A 14912-nucleotide genomic window follows, 5' to 3' on the forward strand; every position below is an offset into this window, starting at 1 on the left:
CCGGAGCGCCCACGAAGCCACTGCCGGACTCCGTCGGCGGCGTCGCGGTGGACCTCGTCGACCCGAGCGGTCTTCCCGTCCGAGTGGTTGCAGGCATGCATCAGGTGTCGGAGCTGACAGCTCAGCGACCCCACGCCTTCAACTTCGGCCGTGAAGTCAAACGCGCCAATGACACGCAGCGCACGCCCCGGGAACCGGCCTGCGTGCAGCGACTCGGTCATGTCGTATTGCAGACCACCAAGTACACCGAGGCGCTGAACTTCTACCTCGACAACCTCGGCATGATCGTCAGCGACTTCCTCTTCTACCCAAAGCAGCGCGCCCGCGGACCGGTGATGAGCTTCATCCGCTGCGACCGCGGCTCCGCCCCCGCCGACCACCACACCCTCGCGCTCGCCTTGGGCCCCAGCAGCCGCTACATCCACTCCGCCTATCAGGTGTGTGACCTAGACGCCCTTGCCGCAGGCGGCGAATACCTCACCGGCCAAGGGTATTTCAGATCCTGGGGCATCGGCAGGCACATCCAGGGCAGCCAGCTCTTCGACTACTGGCGCGATCCGGACGGCTTCCTCGTCGAGCACTTCACCGATGGCGACATGTTCGACAACACACTGGAGGCCGGCTGGGCACCGTTCACCGCCACGGGTCTCGCGCAGTGGGGGCCGCCGGTCACCAAGGACTTCCTCGGCATCAACCCGGGCGCGCTCCCCCACGAAGCGCTCTCGGTCGTCAACGCACTCCGTACCGACAACGAATTCACCCTTACCCGCCTGCGCGGACTCCTGAAGGTAGCCAACTCATGACCACTTCCATTCTCCGTACCGCCGACGCATGGTGGGTCCAAACGTCAACCGGCGCAGCCAAGATAGCGACGACAGCGACAACAACACGGGAACTGCTCGCCGACCGCGCGGCCATCGACGCAGCAGCGCACAGCCGCGACATCGTGCCCGTTGACGGCCTGACGCTGGTATCACCGGTGACCGCGCCGTGCCGGGTCGTCGCGCAGATGACAAACTACGCCTCCCACGTCACCGACGCCGGAATGGATCCGAAGTCGATCCCGTTGGCCTTCTTCCGCAAGGCGTCCGGGTCGATCAGCGGGCCGTTCGACGACATCGTCAGGCCCAAGCATGTCCGCTTCATGGACTACGAGGTGGAGATCGGCCTCGTCATCGCACGCGACATTCCGGTCGGCACCACTGTCACCGCGGAGAATCTCGCCGACTACATCGCGGGCCTCGTCGTCACCAACGACGTGTCCGCCCGAGACGTGCAGCTGCCCCAGACGCAGTTCTACGAAGCCAAGTCCTACCCCACCTTCACCCCCGTCGGCCCCGCCCTGGTGCTGCTGGACGCCGACGGGCTCAAGCGGTTCGGGGATCTGCGGCTGCAACTGCGGGTCAACGGCGAAGTCCGGCAGAACGCGGTCGTCGAGGGCGACATGATCTACCCGCCGCTGCAGGCACTTGGAGCGCTCGCCCGCTTCCAGCGGTTGGACGCGGGCGACCTCGTGATGACGGGCACACCGGTCGGCACCGCGCTCAGCGCTCCGCCCAAGCCGATCGAGATCATCGGCAACCTGCTGCCACCTGCCGTGAAATGGAAGGCTTTCTTCAAGCGACAGGCCAACAACTCCAAATACCTTCACGACGGCGACGTCGTGGAACTCGCAGTAGCCACCGACGACGGAGCGATCGACCTGGGTTACCAGCGCACCACCGCGAGATACGCGTGACGGCGGTGCCCGCCCGGGTGCCGGTCGTGATCGTCGGCGCCGGCCCGACGGGCATCACGGCGGCCACCCTGCTCGCGCAGTACGGCGTCGACAGTCTCGTGCTGGACCGATGGCCCGACGTGTATCCCCAGCCCCGCGCCGTGCACCTTGACGACGAGACCTACCGGATCGTCGCCCGGCTGGGCATCGCCGACGAGTTCGCCGCGATCTCGCGACCCGCACACGGTCTTCGCTTGCTGGACAACACAATGCGCGTGTTGGCCGAATTCCGCCGTGACACCGCACGTAGCGTCAACGGGTTCCCACAGGCCAACATGTTCGACCAGCCCGAGTTCGAGGTGCTGCTGCGCAACAACCTCAAGCGCTACCCGCGGGCCACGCTTCGAGGCGACGCGGACGTCACCGGCGTAACCGAGCAGGGGGCGGGCCGCGTCAGGGTCACGTTCACCGATCGCACCGACGGCTGCGAACGCGCCGTCGACGCCGACTATGTGCTTGGCTGTGACGGCGCCAACAGTGTCGTTCGCGCCGGAATCGGCGGCGCCGTACGCAGTTTGAAGTTCGAACAGCGTTGGCTGGTTGTCGATGTCGCGACCGACGTCGACCTCCACCAGTGGGAGGGGGTGCACCAGGTGTGTGACCCGGCCCGCGCGGGCACCTACATGCGCATCGGCGAGGCTCGTTACCGCTGGGAGTTTCGGCTGCTGTCCGGGGAGACCGTCGAGAACTACGCGGGCCTCGCGGCGCTCAAACCGCTCATCGCGCCGTGGACGTCACACGCTGCCGACCACGAACTCGAGCTGATCCGCGTGACCGAGTACACGTTCCGGGCACAGATCGCCGACGAATGGCGGCGCGGCAACGTTTTTCTGCTCGGCGACGCCGCCCACCTCACCCCGCCGTTCGTCGGACAGGGCATGGGCGCCGGGCTGCGCGATGCGATGAACCTATCCTGGAAGCTCGCAGGCGTGCTGGCCGGCGAGCTCCCATCGGCCGTCCTCGACACCTACCAGCAGGAGCGGAAGCCACACACCCTCGCCTTGATCCGGCTCGCGCTCAATGTCGGCCGGTCGATGACGTGTGGCGGCGACTTCGGCAATCTGATCCGCCGCATCGTCGTACCGCAGATACGCCACATCCCCGGCCTGCGCGACAAGGTCATCGACAGCACCACGCCTGCACTGCGCCGGTCCGCGTTGGTCCACCGATCACGCCGCCAGCGGCGCCTGACGGGCACACTCTGCCCCAATCCCCTGCTGCCCGACGGCCACAGGCTCGACGACGCCATCGGCACCGGCTTCGCTCTCATCTCGGCCGTCCCGGTGGAGGCCGAACACCGAGCACGCCTGAAGCAACACGGGGCCGCAGTCCAGATCGCAGAGACCGGAACCCAGCTCGCCGAGTGGCTGCGGCGTGGCCGCTCGACGGCGGCGATCGTGCGACCTGACCGCACCGTGATGAGGACGGGCCGACGCGTCGACGAGCTGTGCGCCGCAGTACCGGTTTTCACGGTCGACGGAGGACGACGGTAATGCTGACCAAAGCGCCCAGTGGGGTTCCCGCGTACCCGGCGAACATCTACACCACCGACGCGATCGTCGACCCGTACCCCCACTATGCGCGACTACGTGAGCAGGGCGCTGTGGTGTGGATGTCGCGCCACCGGCTCTACGCGTTGCCACGGTACGCCGAATGCAAGTCCGTGTTGCGCGACGACAAGACGTTCATCTCGGGCAAGGGGGTGGCACTGAACCCCTTCAGCAACCGGCTGTCTCGCGGCACCACGCTCACCAGTGACGGCGCGGAACACGATCAGCGCCGCAAGCTGGTCGCCCACCGGATGCTCCCACGGGCCTTGCGGGCCATCAGCGACAGCGTCGACCGGTTGGCTGCCGACGTCGTCGCGGCGGCACTCGATCGAGGTGAGGTCGATGGCGTTCACGATCTTGCGTACGCGTTGCCGCTCGCGGTGGTCCCCGACCTCGTCGGCTGGCCGCGGGATCGCCGGGATAATCTGTTGCATTGGGGGGCAGCGACATTCGACATACTTGGCCCGCTGAACAGGCAAGCGATCAGGTCGGCCCTTCCCAGCCTTCAGATGCTGCGATTCGCCCGCCGGGTGGTGCGTACCCGCAGCCTTGTCGAGGGCAGCATGGCACACGAAACTCTGACCGCCGCTGACGAAGGCAAAATCTCGCACGCTGAATGCGCGCCGCTGATGATCGATTACATCGCACCGTCACTGGACACCACGATCAGCTCGATATCGAGTGCGCTGTATCTGTTCGCCACCCATCCGGAGCAGTGGCGGATCCTCAAGGACGACCCGTCGTTGATCCCCAACGCGGTCAACGAGGTGATCCGCTTCGAATCTCCGCTGCGCGCCTTCGCCCGCCACACCCGTTGCGACACCGACATCGCCGATGTCCGGATCCCCGCAGGCGCGCGGGTGCTGGTGATCTACGCATCGGCCAACAGAGACGAACGCGAATGGCACGAACCGGACATGTTCGACATCCGCCGCGACGCCAACCGCCAGCTCGGGTTCGGCCAGGGCGCACATGCGTGTGCCGGGCAGGGCCTGGCGCGGCTGGAGACCTCGGCGATCCTGCAAGCTCTGGTCGATCGCGTCGACGGGATCGAACTTACGGCAGAGCCGACATGGGCGGTCAACAACATCATCCGGCGCCACGAGCGCATGCCGCTCAAGCTCATCCCCTAGTGCCCTCGCTTCAGAGTCAATGAGCAACTTTACAATCTTCGACCAGAATGTCACGCTCTCCGGATGGATGACGCCGCCACCCTGCTGGAGATCGAGGCGATCAAACAGCTCAAGGCCCGCTATTGCCGACTGCTGGACACCAAGGACTGGCACGCCTGGCGAAGCCTGTTCAGCGACGACTTCCTCAGTGACACGTCCAAGGCGGGCGGCAAGGTCATCCGTGGCGCCGACGAATTCGTCGCCTTCACCCGCAAGGGTGTGCGATCGCAGGCCACGGTGCATCAGGTGCACGCACCCGAGATCGAGCTGACGTCACCGACGACCGCGCGGGGCGTCTGGGCGCTCGAGGACGTCGTCCGATTCGGGCCTGCCGTGAACCTGCGCGGCTACGGCCACTACACCGAGACATACGAGAAGGTCGACGGGCAGTGGATCTTCACCAGCTCCGCGCTGACCCGACTGCGGGAAGATGTGGGCAATGGCGTTGTCTCGGTGTTCGTTTCGGACCGATTCCGACGGGCCATCGGGAAATTATCCCGCCGGGTGATGAAGTGACCGACGCACCCGCCCTCTACCCGCTCAATACGGCGCTGGGCCGATTCGGCATCGCGAACGTCGTCGACAGCCCCGATCCCTTCGTCAGTTCGATGCCGGCCGCGGGCCTGGTCAATCCGCTGACCGGCGTCCCGACCGCCGGACCGCTCGCGGTCCTGGTCGACCACGTGGCGGGCCTGGTCAACCACTACCGCCGACAGGCCGACGAGTGGACCGTATCCAGCGAGCTGTCGCTCGAGCTGACCCCCGACGCCTTGACCGTCATCGCCGACAGGCCCGAGGTTCCAGTTGTGGCGACAGGCCGGCCCGTCGGGGCCAGGGGCCCATCGGCATTCGGTCTGTGCGAGTTGACGATCGACGACACCGTTATCGGGGTCGGAACTGTCCGGTCTGTCTACGTCGGGCACCCAGGTGAATTTCCGCATGAGTGGCCGACGACGCCCGTCGATACCCCGCGACCGACGGAACTCGCCGACCTCATGGCGGTGCGGGTCGGCGACGGGAACGGATCGCCGATGCTCCACCAAGAACGTGATCCGGTGCTCAACAACACTCTCGCCGTCGTGCACGGCGGAGTGGCGGCCGCGGGTCTGGAGCTCGCGGCCTCCGCGGCACTCAACGCCGACCGCCCCGACCAGCCGTTGAACACCGCGTCGCTACGGGTGAACTTTCTGCGCCAGTTCTTCAGCGGCGATCGATCACGTTATGCGGGAACCGCGCTGCGCATCGGCAGGCGCAGTGGTGTGGCCGAGGCGCAGGCCATCGGCACCGACGGTGAGGTCGCCCTCGTCGGCAGGGTTACCGCATACCGGTGAGCGTCACGCGGACGCGATCACCGAGCTGCCGAAGCGCCCGATCGCATCCACCGCATGCTGCAGGCTGTCACCGGGCACCTGAACCTGAACCCATGTGACGCCCACCGCGGCAAGCTTTTCCAAACCAGCCATGTACGCGTCCGCAATGAAGTCCTGATCGCCTGGCGATCCGCCACCGATGTTGCTGAAGGTGATGTCGATGGCCGACCAGTCCCGGCCCGCCGCGTCGCAGCGCCGGCGCAGATCGGAGATACCGTCGACGAGAGCATCGACGGAGTCCAGCGCCGCGGTGCGGGCAGTCTGCGCAAGGACCGCAGGCGCGGGAAACGGGCACCAGCCGTCGCCGAAAGCCGCCACGCGTTGCCGGGCCGCGGATGTGTTGCCGCCGATCCAGATCGGCGGATGAGGCTTGCTCACCGGACGCGGGTGAGCGGTGATGCCCTTGGCGGAGAAGTGACGGCCCTCGAACGAGAAGTCGTCAGTGGTCCAGATGCCGCGAATCACCTCGAGCGCCTCCTCGAACAGCGCCGCCCGCTCATCGAAGTCGACACCGAGAGCAGCAAATTCACGCTTCAGGTAGCCGACACCGACGGCGAGGGTGAATCGGCCATTGGAAAGAAAATCCAGCGTCGCACCGGACTTCGCGACCACGAACGGATTGCGGTACGGCAACACGACGATGTTGGGGATCAGTCGCAGCGTCGTCGTTCGGGCCGCGGCGAAGCCCATGGCGACGAACGGGTCCACCGCATCGTGACCGCCGGACTCCAGCCAACGCTGTGACGGTGCCGGATGGTCGGTGAAACCGAACCCGTGAAAGCCGGCCGCCTCCGCCGCCGCCCCGACCGTCGCGATACCCGCCCCGGTCACCAACTCCGGATTGTATGGGTGGCTGTGCATCGGGTGGGTGAACGTGAACCGCATCAACGGCCGCCTTCCAGAATTACCTTCTCCAAAGTTGAGAATGTCGTTACCATGCCACTCATATGACGGTCAACCCTGCGCGGCACGGCCCGTTCCCCGGCCATTTGGCGCCGGACGGCATCTCGGCCTACGCCGCGGCCACCGGCGACGACACCGCTTCGGTGGTTGCGGGGTGTGCCGTCCCGGCGACCTTCCCGGTGATTCTGGTGTTCGCCGCCGTCGAGACGGCGCGGGGCGACGTGCCCCCCGAGGCCTGGAACCGGGTGCGCGGCGGTGTGCACGGGGAGCACGAGATCGTGCTGCACCGCCCTCTGGAACCCGGTGAGGCGTTGACCACCTGGTCGCGGATCTCGGGGATGCGGACGTCGCGGGCGGGCACCAGGGTGGCGGTGCACCTCGGGCAACTGGACTGCGATGGCCTGCCGGCGGTCGAGCAGTGGTGGACGATGGTGCTGCTGGGCCTCGACGGCTTACCCGACCTCGGGACGATGCCGGCCGAGCACCGCTTTCCCGGCGCTGCGCGCGCCAACGGACTGGGTTCGACGACCTTCCATGTCGATGCCGAGGCGGCACGCCGCTACGCGGAGGTGTCCGGCGACTGGTCGGAACACCATTTCGACATCGAGGCGGCGCGCGCCGCAGGCTTCGACTTCGTGTTCGCGCACGGCCTGTGCACGATGGCGATCTGCACACATCGCCTGCTCGCCCTGCTCGGTGTCGACGACCCCGGCCGGGTATCACGGGTGGCGGTCCGATTCGCCTCCCCTACCCCGTTGGGATGCGACCTGACGGTAAGTGCTTACGGCATCGACGAACGGTCGTTCGCTTTCGAGGCCGCCGCCGACGGCATCGACACCATCACCCACGGAAGGTTGGAACTGCGCACATGAGCGAAGCTGGCGAGCGAATCATCGGCCCGACAAGGGCCGAGATCGGTGTCTACCTGCCTCAGATGGGCTTCACCTATTCCGACGTACTGCACCGCGCACTGCGCTGTGAACAACTCGGAATCGACTCGCTGTGGCTCTACGACCACCTCTACGGGCCGGGCGCCCCCGAATATCCGTCCCTGGAGGCGTGGACCCTGGCCACCGCACTGCTCAGCCGCACCGAACGCATCCAGGTCGGACACATGGTGTTGTGCAACCAGTTCCGCCATCCCGCGGTGCTAGCCAAGATGGCGACCACGCTCGACCAGATCTCGGCCGGGCGGCTGCAACTCGGTATCGGCAGCGGGTCCATCGAGGACGAGCACACGCGTGTCGGGATGGATTGGGGTACCTTCGCGCAGCGGTCAGAGCGGCTGGGCGAGACGCTGGAGATACTGCATCAGGCGTTCGCCGACGAACGAATCGACTTCGCGGGCAAGCACTTCGCGGTGCGGGATATGCCGATCAAGCCGGGGCCTGTTCAGCAGCCGCGTCCGCCGATCGTGGTGGGCGGCGTCGGCGAGAAGTACACGCTGCCGCTGGTGGCGCGGTATGCCGACGTGTGGAACGTGCCCACCTACGCGCTCGCCGAGCTGAATCACAAGATCTCGGTGCTCCGGCAACTCTGCGATGACATCGGCCGCGATCCCTCTTCGATCGTGCTGTCGATTGAGGCGGTGATGGCGCTCGCACCCGACGACGCATCACTGCCCGCGGTTGCGCAGCTTGCCGAAAAGCGTTTCGGAATACCGGCGTTCGGCCTGCACGAGGGTGGGCTCATCGGGACTCCGCCTGCGATCGTCGATCGACTCCACGAACTGCAGGACATGGGCTTCGGGCAGATCGTGCTGTTCACTCACGACCGCGGGTCCGACGAGACACTCGAACTGCTGGCCTCCGAGGTGATCGCCCGGCTCTAGGAGCTCTTCTTGACCGGCGTCGAGTAGTTCGGCCTGCCGAGTCCGAGCGCGTGCTGCGCGATCATGTTACGGAACACTTCGAGCGTTCCGCCGTAGATGCCGGTGGGACCGGCCAGCCGGAAGACATACTCGGCTCCGCCGTTGCCGACGGCGCCCTCCTCGTCGACGGCCAGGCTGGAAACCGCTCCGAGAATGTCCATCAGATCCGGTGAGACATCCCGCATGACTTGAGCATTCGCGACACGGCCGAACATGTCGGGCGTGCTCATCGCCGCCTCCATGCGGGCGATACCGCGGCCCAGGCGATATCTCACCGATTCCTCGTCCGTCGCCAGCGCGGCGACCTTGTCCACCGCCTCGGCCAGCAGCAACACATGCTCGGACATGGCGGCGACCTTCTGCAGGCCGTCGTCGCCGCGCTCGACGGTGCCGTGCTCATCGTTGAGTGCTTCGCGAAGGACGGTCCAGCCGCCGTTGACCTCACCGATGCGGTATCTGTCGGCGACGCGCACGTCGCTGTAGTAGGTGATGTTGGTGCGGTCACCGTCGACAGTGCGCAGCGGTTGAATCTCGACGCCGGGCGAATCCAGCGGAACCAGAAACATGGTCAGGTTCTGGTGTTTCGGCGCCGCCTGGTCGGTGTTCGTGATCAGGTAAACATACGACGCGTTCTGTGCATTCGAGGTGAACATCTTGGCGCCGTTGATGATCCAGCCGTCGCCGTCGCGGACAGCGCGGGTCTTGCAGGTGGCGACGTCGGAGCCGCCTTCCGGCTCGGTGTAGCCGAGGCAGAGTCGGAATTCCCCGGACAGCGTGCGCTCGAGCACTTCGTCCTTGAGTTCGGCCGAGCCGAACTGCTGGACCGCCCGCGCGACCATCGCCGTCGTCCCCCAGTGAAACCATGGCGTGTGCGCCCGGCCGATCTCCAGATCCCAGATGCGCTTACGAACCCGGGTGAAGCCACCATCGGCTTCGGGCTTGAAATCCGCGGCGAGATAGCCGGCCTTGCCGAGTGTCAGGTGAACGCCCTCGTCGAAGTTCTCGCCGGTTTCCCGGTCGCGGGCGATGACCTCGTCCGTGACGATTTGAGACAGCAACGCGCGAAGTTCGTCCCGGAACGCCAGGTCGTCGTCTGAGAGTGCCACCCGAGAGAAATCCATCGCCCCTTAGCGTGACATTTTCTCGCTAATCCGTAAAGTCGGGACCGCGGCGACGAGTTCGGAAGCGACGTTCGAGCGGTCCGATGCCCGCGAAATAGCATTCACGGCTGTGCAATCCGCCCGCCGAATCGCGACCGGGAACGCTAGTTCGCGGCTAATCGATGAGGCGCAGGGCCGCTGCGGGGCATTGCGTCACGGCCTGCTGCATGCGGTCGCGGTCCGATTCCGGCCGCTCGTCACCGTCGATGTGCACGGTGCCGTCGTCCTGCACTTCGAACACGTCCTCGGCGATCGATTCGCAAATGCCGTGTCCTGTGCATTTGTCGAGATCCACTTCGACCCGCATGATCACTCCCAAATCGTCAACCGAGTCGGCATTTCGCGGAGATTTAGCGTGACATTTAGACGTAGTTTTGTAAAGCTATGCCAATGGAGCATCAGGTCGCCGAGGACGACAACTCGACGCGACAGCGCATCCTGGCCGCCACCGCGGAGGTGCTCGGCCGCAATGGCATGACGAAGCTGAGCCTTTCCGAGGTCGCGGTGCAAGCCGGGGTTTCGCGGCCGACCCTGTACCGCTGGTTCGCGTCCAAGCGCGATCTGCTCGACGACTTCGCGGTGTGGGAACGGCAGTACTACGAGCGCGCGGTCACCCACGCGACCGCCGGGCTGCCCGCAGGCGAAAGACTCGACGCAGCCCTGCGCGTCATCGTCGAATACCAGCACTCCTACCCCGGCCTGCGGATGATCGACATCGAGCCGGCACTGGTCATCCGGCGGCTCGCGCGCGTCATACCGCTCATGCGATCGCGACTCGAACGCCTCGCGCACGGGCCCAACTCCGAACTCGCGGTGGCCACCGCCGTCCGCGTTGCGGTTTCGCACTATCTGGTGCGCAGCGACGACGACGACCAGTTCCTTGCGCAGCTTCGGCACGCGGCAGGTGTGAAGGCGCCGTGAACGTTTCGCCTCAATCCCTCCGGCCCCGCAGTTCCGCGAGAATCTCGCCGGTGTGCTGACCGACGCCTGGCGCCGTCGAGCGGGGTTCCCACGGGGTGCCGTGGAAGTCGGCGGGCGTGGCCACCATCGGCACGCCCGCATCGTCGTCGGGCACATACACGACGCCTCCCGCCGCGTGGAACTGGTCGTCGGCGATGACGTCCTCGATCGAGTTGATCGGCGACCAGAAGAGATCCGGTTCTGCCGCGAAGAGTTCGGCCCACTCATCGAGCGGCTTGGTCGCAAAGATCCCGTCGAGTTCGGCGATGAGGCCGACGGCATGCTGCGCCCGGTCCCGCGGCCGTGGATAGTCGGTCAGCCAGCCGGGTCGCCCCACGACGCGGCACAGCGGACCCCAGTGCCGGTCGACGTCGAGGCCGACGATCCAGAATCGACGGCCGTCGCCTGCGACGTAGTTGTTCATACACGGGTTGGCCATCGACTCGCGCTGACCGATCGCGATGGAGTGGCCCGTCATCAGGAACGTGTTGAGGTCGAAGCTGATCGTGTAGGTGCCCGACCGGTACAGCGACGTCGACACCAATTGGCCGAAGCCACTGGATGACCGGGCGACCAAGGCCGCACACACCGCGGCCACCAGTGTCATGCCTGCGGTGTGGTCGCCCATGCCGCCGCGCTGAAACGGCGGAGTGTCACCGGGGCGGGTCAACAGGTGCGCAAGTCCGGCACGCGCCCAGTACGCGGCGACGTCGTAGGCGGCGCGGTCGGCATCGGGTCCCCGTTCTCCGTATCCCGTGATCATGCCGTACACCAGACGTGGGTTGAGCGCGGCCAGCGTCTCGAAGTCCAGGCCGATTCGACGCAAGCCACCGGGGCGGACGTTGGTGACGAAAACATCAGCTGCGCTGATCAATTCGAGTGCGACGCCCTGATCGTCGCTCGATGTGAGGTCGAGCGCGATGCTGCGCTTGCCCCGGTTGTCCATCTCGAACGGCGGGCTCTGGCTCCCGTCGAGTCCTAGCATGCGGCCGAACATGCGGGCCGGGTCGCCGGTCGGCGGTTCGATCTTGACGACGTCGGCGCCCCAGTCGGCCAGGATGCCGCCAGCCGCCGGGCCTGCCACCCATACACCGAGTTCGACGACCTTGATGCCCTCCAACGGTCCGGCCATGGCCATCCCTTCCCCTATGCTTTACAGATCGTGACATCTTGTAATGCTTGCGTCCGCTACAGGCCAAGACTAGGAGGTCCGCGGTGGCCGAGACGACACGGTCGCACTCCTGAAGAAGTCGCTGTGAGGCAGGATCTACGATCACTAAACCCGACGATTGAGGCCTGACGTGAACGAACCAGGGCGTGACCAACGAGGCGCGTCGGAGACCGTCGACGACACCTCGACGCGACACCGGATCCTCGTGGCGACCGCGGAGGTGCTGGGCCGCAGCGGCCAGACGAAACTCAGCCTGTCGGAAGTGGCGCTGCAGGCCGGCGTCTCCCGTCCCACGCTGTACCGCTGGTTCGCCGACAAGAGCGAGCTGCTCGACGCGTTCGGCGTCTACGAGCGCGAAATGTTCGACACCGGCATCGGCAGGGCGACCGCGAGTTTGCGCGGCACCGAAAAGCTGGACGCAGCATTGCGATTCATCGTCTCTTATCAGCAGTCCTATTCGGGTGTGCGGCTCGTCGACATCGAGCCGGAGGTCGTCATCACACAGTTGTCGAGAATCATCCCGATCATGCGTGCCCGGCTGCTGAAGCTGCTGTCAGGGTCCAACAGCGGCGTCAAGGCCGCAACTGCGATCCGAGTCGCAGTGTCGCACTACATCGTTCGCAGCGACGACGACGATCAGTTTCTCGCCCAGTTGCGTCACGCCGTCGGCATCAAACCGGCAAGTTGATGGATGGCCACGTCAGCGACGAACTCGAGATCGTCGCGCTGCTGAACAGGTATGCGCGGGCGGTGGACAGCAAGGACTGGGAGCTCTACCGGTCGGTGTTCACCGACGACGCGCACATCGACTACTCCACCGACGTTTTCACGGGATCACTCGATGCCGCCATCGAGTTCTTCTCAAGGGATTTCTCGGCGCTGGTCTCGATGAGCATGCATTACATCACCAACGTCGAGGCGACGATCGACGGCGACACCGCCGAAGTCCGCGCGATGTTCTACAACCCGACGCAGATCAAGGGGCTCCCCGAGCTCAGCATGTTCGGCGGCTACTACTACCACGATTTGATTCGCACGCCGGAAGGATGGCGCAGCCGACGTCTGCGCGAGGAGATGGTGTGGACGGCCAACCCGCCGCGCCCCGGTCAGGCCTGAGCGGCCAATTGCCCGCAGGCGGCGGCGATTTCACGGCCGCGCGTGTCGCGCACGGTGCACGACACCCCACGCTCGCGGACTCGCCGGACAAACTCCCCTTCCGCGGCCTTGGGGCTGGCGTCCCACTCGCTGCCGGGCGTCGGGTTCAGCGGTATGACGTTGACGTGGACGAGCGGACCCAGCGCTCCGTGCAGCCGCTTGCCGAGCAGGTCTGCGCGCCATGGCTGATCGTTGACGTCACGAATCAGCGCGTATTCGATCGACACCCGCCTGCCGGTCACATCGGCGTAGTAGCGGGCGGCCTCCAGCGCGTCGGAGACCTTCCACCGGCTGTTCACCGGAACCAACGTGTCGCGCAGCTCGTCATCGGGTGCATGCAGCGACAGGGCCAGGGTCACACCGAGCTGCTCGTCGGCCAGCTTCCGGATCGCCGGGGCGAGCCCGACCGTCGACACGGTGACCGAACGCGCCGAGATACCGAACCCGTTCGGCGGCGCCGCGACGATGCGACGGACCGCGGCAAGCACGCGGTTGTAATTGGCCAGCGGCTCCCCCATGCCCATGAAGACGATGTTCGAGAGCCGGCCACCGCGCGCGGGCGGGGCAAACCCATCGCCGTCGCGGTCGCGCAACTCCACTGCCGCCGCACGGACCTGTTCGAGAATCTCGGCCGTCGACAGATTGCGCTTCAGCCCGCCCTGTCCCGTCGCACAGAACGGGCACGCCATGCCACACCCCGCCTGTGACGAGACACACACGGTGTTGCGTTGCGGATAGCGCATCAGCACCGACTCGAACGTCGTGCCGTCGACCGCGCGCCACAGCATCTTTCGGGTCTCCCCCGCGTCACACTCAATCTCCGCAACGGCCTCAAGCAGACGAGGGAACAACGCCTCCGCCACCTGTTCGCGCACCGCAGCCGGCAGATCGGTCATCTCCCGCGGGTCGGCTATCAACCTGCCGTAGTACTGGTTGGCCAGCTGTTTAGCGCGAAAGGCGGGCAGCCCCAGGTCCGCGACGGCCTCAACGCGTCCTGCCTCGTCGAGGTCGGCGAGATGGCGCGGCGGCATCGCACGTCGCGGCGGATCGAAGACCAAGGGCAGAGGTGTTGACATGAGCTTTTGTCAGTATCTCATCCGTAGCAGGCGGAAATTGATTGGCGCTGAGTTGCGTTGGCCGCAACCATGGAGCGCATGAGCCTTCCGACGATGCCCGCCCGGACAGCGTCCATCCTGACTTTCTTCTACGCGATGGGTTACCCGATTGGCGCCCTTGCCGTTTCGGCTATGTCACCGATGGCGGTGCTGGTATTCCGGTTCGGATTGGCGGGCGGCATCCTGTCCGGATGGGTGTTTGCCGCGCGCGTGGGCTGGCCGACGGGCCGCACGCTGATTCACGTCCTGGTGAGCGGGCTGCTCGGCCAGGCACTGCAGTTCATCTGCCTGTACGTGGCTCTGTTACACGGTGCTCCCGCGGTGTTGGGAGCAGTGATCATCTCGATGAACCCGGTGGTCACCACGGTGCTTGCAGCTTTGTTCCTCGGTGAGAGCCTCACGTGGGGTCGGGCAATGGCGCTCGTGCTCGGCGTGGTTGCGGTGCTTGCCGCATGCGCAGGCCGATTGGTCACCGTCGGCGGCATAGACGCCGTGGTGTTGCTGCTGGTGGTGGCCCTGTTGGCGGTCGCAGCCGGCGGTGTCTACCAGCAGCGATTCTGCTCCGACGTCGACTTTCGCGCGATGGCCGCGCTGCAGAACCTCGTGTCCCTGGTTCCGGTGGCGGCGCTGCTGTTCGTGTCGCCGTGGTCGGTGACCGATCCGTGGAAAGCGGTTTGGGCGGTGGCGGCAGTGGTGCTGTTCAATGCGA

At 66.0% G+C, this 14912-nt stretch carries 17 protein-coding genes; 12 read left to right on the top strand and 5 right to left on the bottom strand.

Annotated features, from left to right (window positions below; genetic code table 11):
* The 6 genes from QOC76_RS15780 to QOC76_RS15805 all read left to right on the top strand — a co-directional run.
* The coding region (locus tag QOC76_RS15780; RefSeq protein ID WP_526357929.1) for a VOC family protein at nucleotides 1-803 on the top strand (803 nt) is incomplete at its 5' end.
* Complete coding sequence (locus QOC76_RS15785) at nucleotides 800-1738, top strand: fumarylacetoacetate hydrolase family protein (RefSeq protein WP_526357931.1); 939 nt, start codon at nucleotides 800-802, stop codon at nucleotides 1736-1738. The genes QOC76_RS15780 and QOC76_RS15785, both read left to right, overlap by 4 nt.
* A gap of 17 nt (nucleotides 1739-1755) precedes the next feature.
* A complete protein-coding gene (locus QOC76_RS15790) occupies nucleotides 1756-3270 on the top strand; it encodes an FAD-dependent oxidoreductase (protein ID WP_526357961.1) in 1515 nt (504 codons plus the stop codon).
* Nucleotides 3270-4460, top strand: coding sequence for a cytochrome P450 (locus QOC76_RS15795; protein WP_526357933.1), 1191 nt, complete (start codon nucleotides 3270-3272; stop codon nucleotides 4458-4460). Before QOC76_RS15790 ends, QOC76_RS15795 begins: the two co-directional genes overlap by 1 nt.
* Nucleotides 4461-4523: 63 nt before the next feature.
* On the top strand, nucleotides 4524-5015 hold the full coding sequence (locus QOC76_RS15800; RefSeq protein ID WP_526357935.1) for a nuclear transport factor 2 family protein: 492 nt from the start codon (nucleotides 4524-4526) through the stop codon (nucleotides 5013-5015).
* Nucleotides 5012-5830 (top strand): PaaI family thioesterase, encoded by an 819-nt coding sequence (locus QOC76_RS15805; protein WP_526357937.1) that lies wholly within the window; start codon nucleotides 5012-5014, stop codon nucleotides 5828-5830. The genes QOC76_RS15800 and QOC76_RS15805 overlap by 4 nt, the downstream gene beginning before the upstream one ends.
* Before the next feature lie 3 nt (nucleotides 5831-5833).
* Here the strand turns inward: QOC76_RS15805 and QOC76_RS15810 are convergent, their stop codons facing one another.
* A complete protein-coding gene (locus QOC76_RS15810; RefSeq protein ID WP_526357939.1) occupies nucleotides 5834-6754 on the bottom strand; it encodes an LLM class F420-dependent oxidoreductase in 921 nt (306 codons plus the stop codon).
* 62 nt (nucleotides 6755-6816) lie between these two features.
* Here QOC76_RS15810 and QOC76_RS15815 point away from each other — a divergent pair, with 62 nt between their 5' ends.
* Together QOC76_RS15815 and QOC76_RS15820 are read left to right on the top strand one after the other, a co-directional pair.
* Nucleotides 6817-7644, top strand: coding sequence for a MaoC/PaaZ C-terminal domain-containing protein (locus tag QOC76_RS15815; protein ID WP_526357940.1), 828 nt, complete (start codon nucleotides 6817-6819; stop codon nucleotides 7642-7644).
* A complete protein-coding gene (locus QOC76_RS15820) occupies nucleotides 7641-8603 on the top strand; it encodes an LLM class flavin-dependent oxidoreductase (RefSeq protein ID WP_526357942.1) in 963 nt (320 codons plus the stop codon). Before QOC76_RS15815 ends, QOC76_RS15820 begins: the two co-directional genes overlap by 4 nt.
* Here QOC76_RS15820 and QOC76_RS15825 read toward each other — a convergent pair.
* Both QOC76_RS15825 and QOC76_RS15830 read right to left on the bottom strand, forming a co-directional pair.
* On the bottom strand, nucleotides 8600-9763 hold the full coding sequence (locus tag QOC76_RS15825; RefSeq protein ID WP_526357944.1) for an acyl-CoA dehydrogenase family protein: 1164 nt from the start codon (nucleotides 9761-9763) through the stop codon (nucleotides 8600-8602). The two genes, QOC76_RS15820 and QOC76_RS15825, sit on opposite strands and share 4 nt — an antisense overlap.
* Nucleotides 9764-9917: 154 nt before the next feature.
* On the bottom strand, nucleotides 9918-10109 hold the full coding sequence (locus QOC76_RS15830) for a ferredoxin (protein ID WP_526357947.1): 192 nt from the start codon (nucleotides 10107-10109) through the stop codon (nucleotides 9918-9920).
* An 83-nt stretch (nucleotides 10110-10192) separates the two neighbouring features.
* Between QOC76_RS15830 and QOC76_RS15835 the strand changes: the two genes are divergently transcribed.
* The gene (locus tag QOC76_RS15835) at nucleotides 10193-10723 is read left to right on the top strand and encodes a TetR/AcrR family transcriptional regulator (protein ID WP_526357949.1); all 531 of its coding nucleotides are present in this window, start codon (nucleotides 10193-10195) and stop codon (nucleotides 10721-10723) included.
* Nucleotides 10724-10733: 10 nt separating this feature from the next.
* Here QOC76_RS15835 and QOC76_RS15840 read toward each other — a convergent pair whose 3' ends face one another.
* Nucleotides 10734-11894: a CaiB/BaiF CoA transferase family protein gene (locus QOC76_RS15840; RefSeq protein WP_526357951.1), complete on the bottom strand. Its 1161-nt coding sequence runs from the start codon at nucleotides 11892-11894 to the stop codon at nucleotides 10734-10736.
* Between the two features lie 169 nt (nucleotides 11895-12063).
* Here QOC76_RS15840 and QOC76_RS15845 point away from each other — a divergent pair, with 169 nt between their 5' ends.
* Nucleotides 12064-12621, top strand: coding sequence for a TetR/AcrR family transcriptional regulator (locus QOC76_RS15845; protein ID WP_526357953.1), 558 nt, complete (start codon nucleotides 12064-12066; stop codon nucleotides 12619-12621).
* Nucleotides 12621-13049, top strand: a complete 429-nt coding sequence (locus QOC76_RS15850) for a nuclear transport factor 2 family protein (protein ID WP_526357955.1) — start codon at nucleotides 12621-12623, stop codon at nucleotides 13047-13049. The genes QOC76_RS15845 and QOC76_RS15850 overlap by 1 nt, the downstream gene beginning before the upstream one ends.
* Here QOC76_RS15850 and rlmN read toward each other — a convergent pair.
* Nucleotides 13040-14164: a dual-specificity RNA methyltransferase RlmN gene (gene rlmN / locus QOC76_RS15855; protein ID WP_526357957.1), complete on the bottom strand. Its 1125-nt coding sequence runs from the start codon at nucleotides 14162-14164 to the stop codon at nucleotides 13040-13042. The genes QOC76_RS15850 and rlmN overlap by 10 nt on opposite strands.
* A 69-nt stretch (nucleotides 14165-14233) precedes the next feature.
* On the opposite strand from rlmN, the gene QOC76_RS15860 reads away from it, so the two are divergent.
* Nucleotides 14234-14912 (top strand): EamA family transporter (locus tag QOC76_RS15860; protein WP_526357959.1); only part of this gene is annotated, 679 nt, incomplete at its 3' end.

The organism is Mycobacterium sp. (assembly GCF_032159565.1).
In the GTDB taxonomy this organism is placed as follows: domain Bacteria; phylum Actinomycetota; class Actinomycetes; order Mycobacteriales; family Mycobacteriaceae; genus Mycobacterium.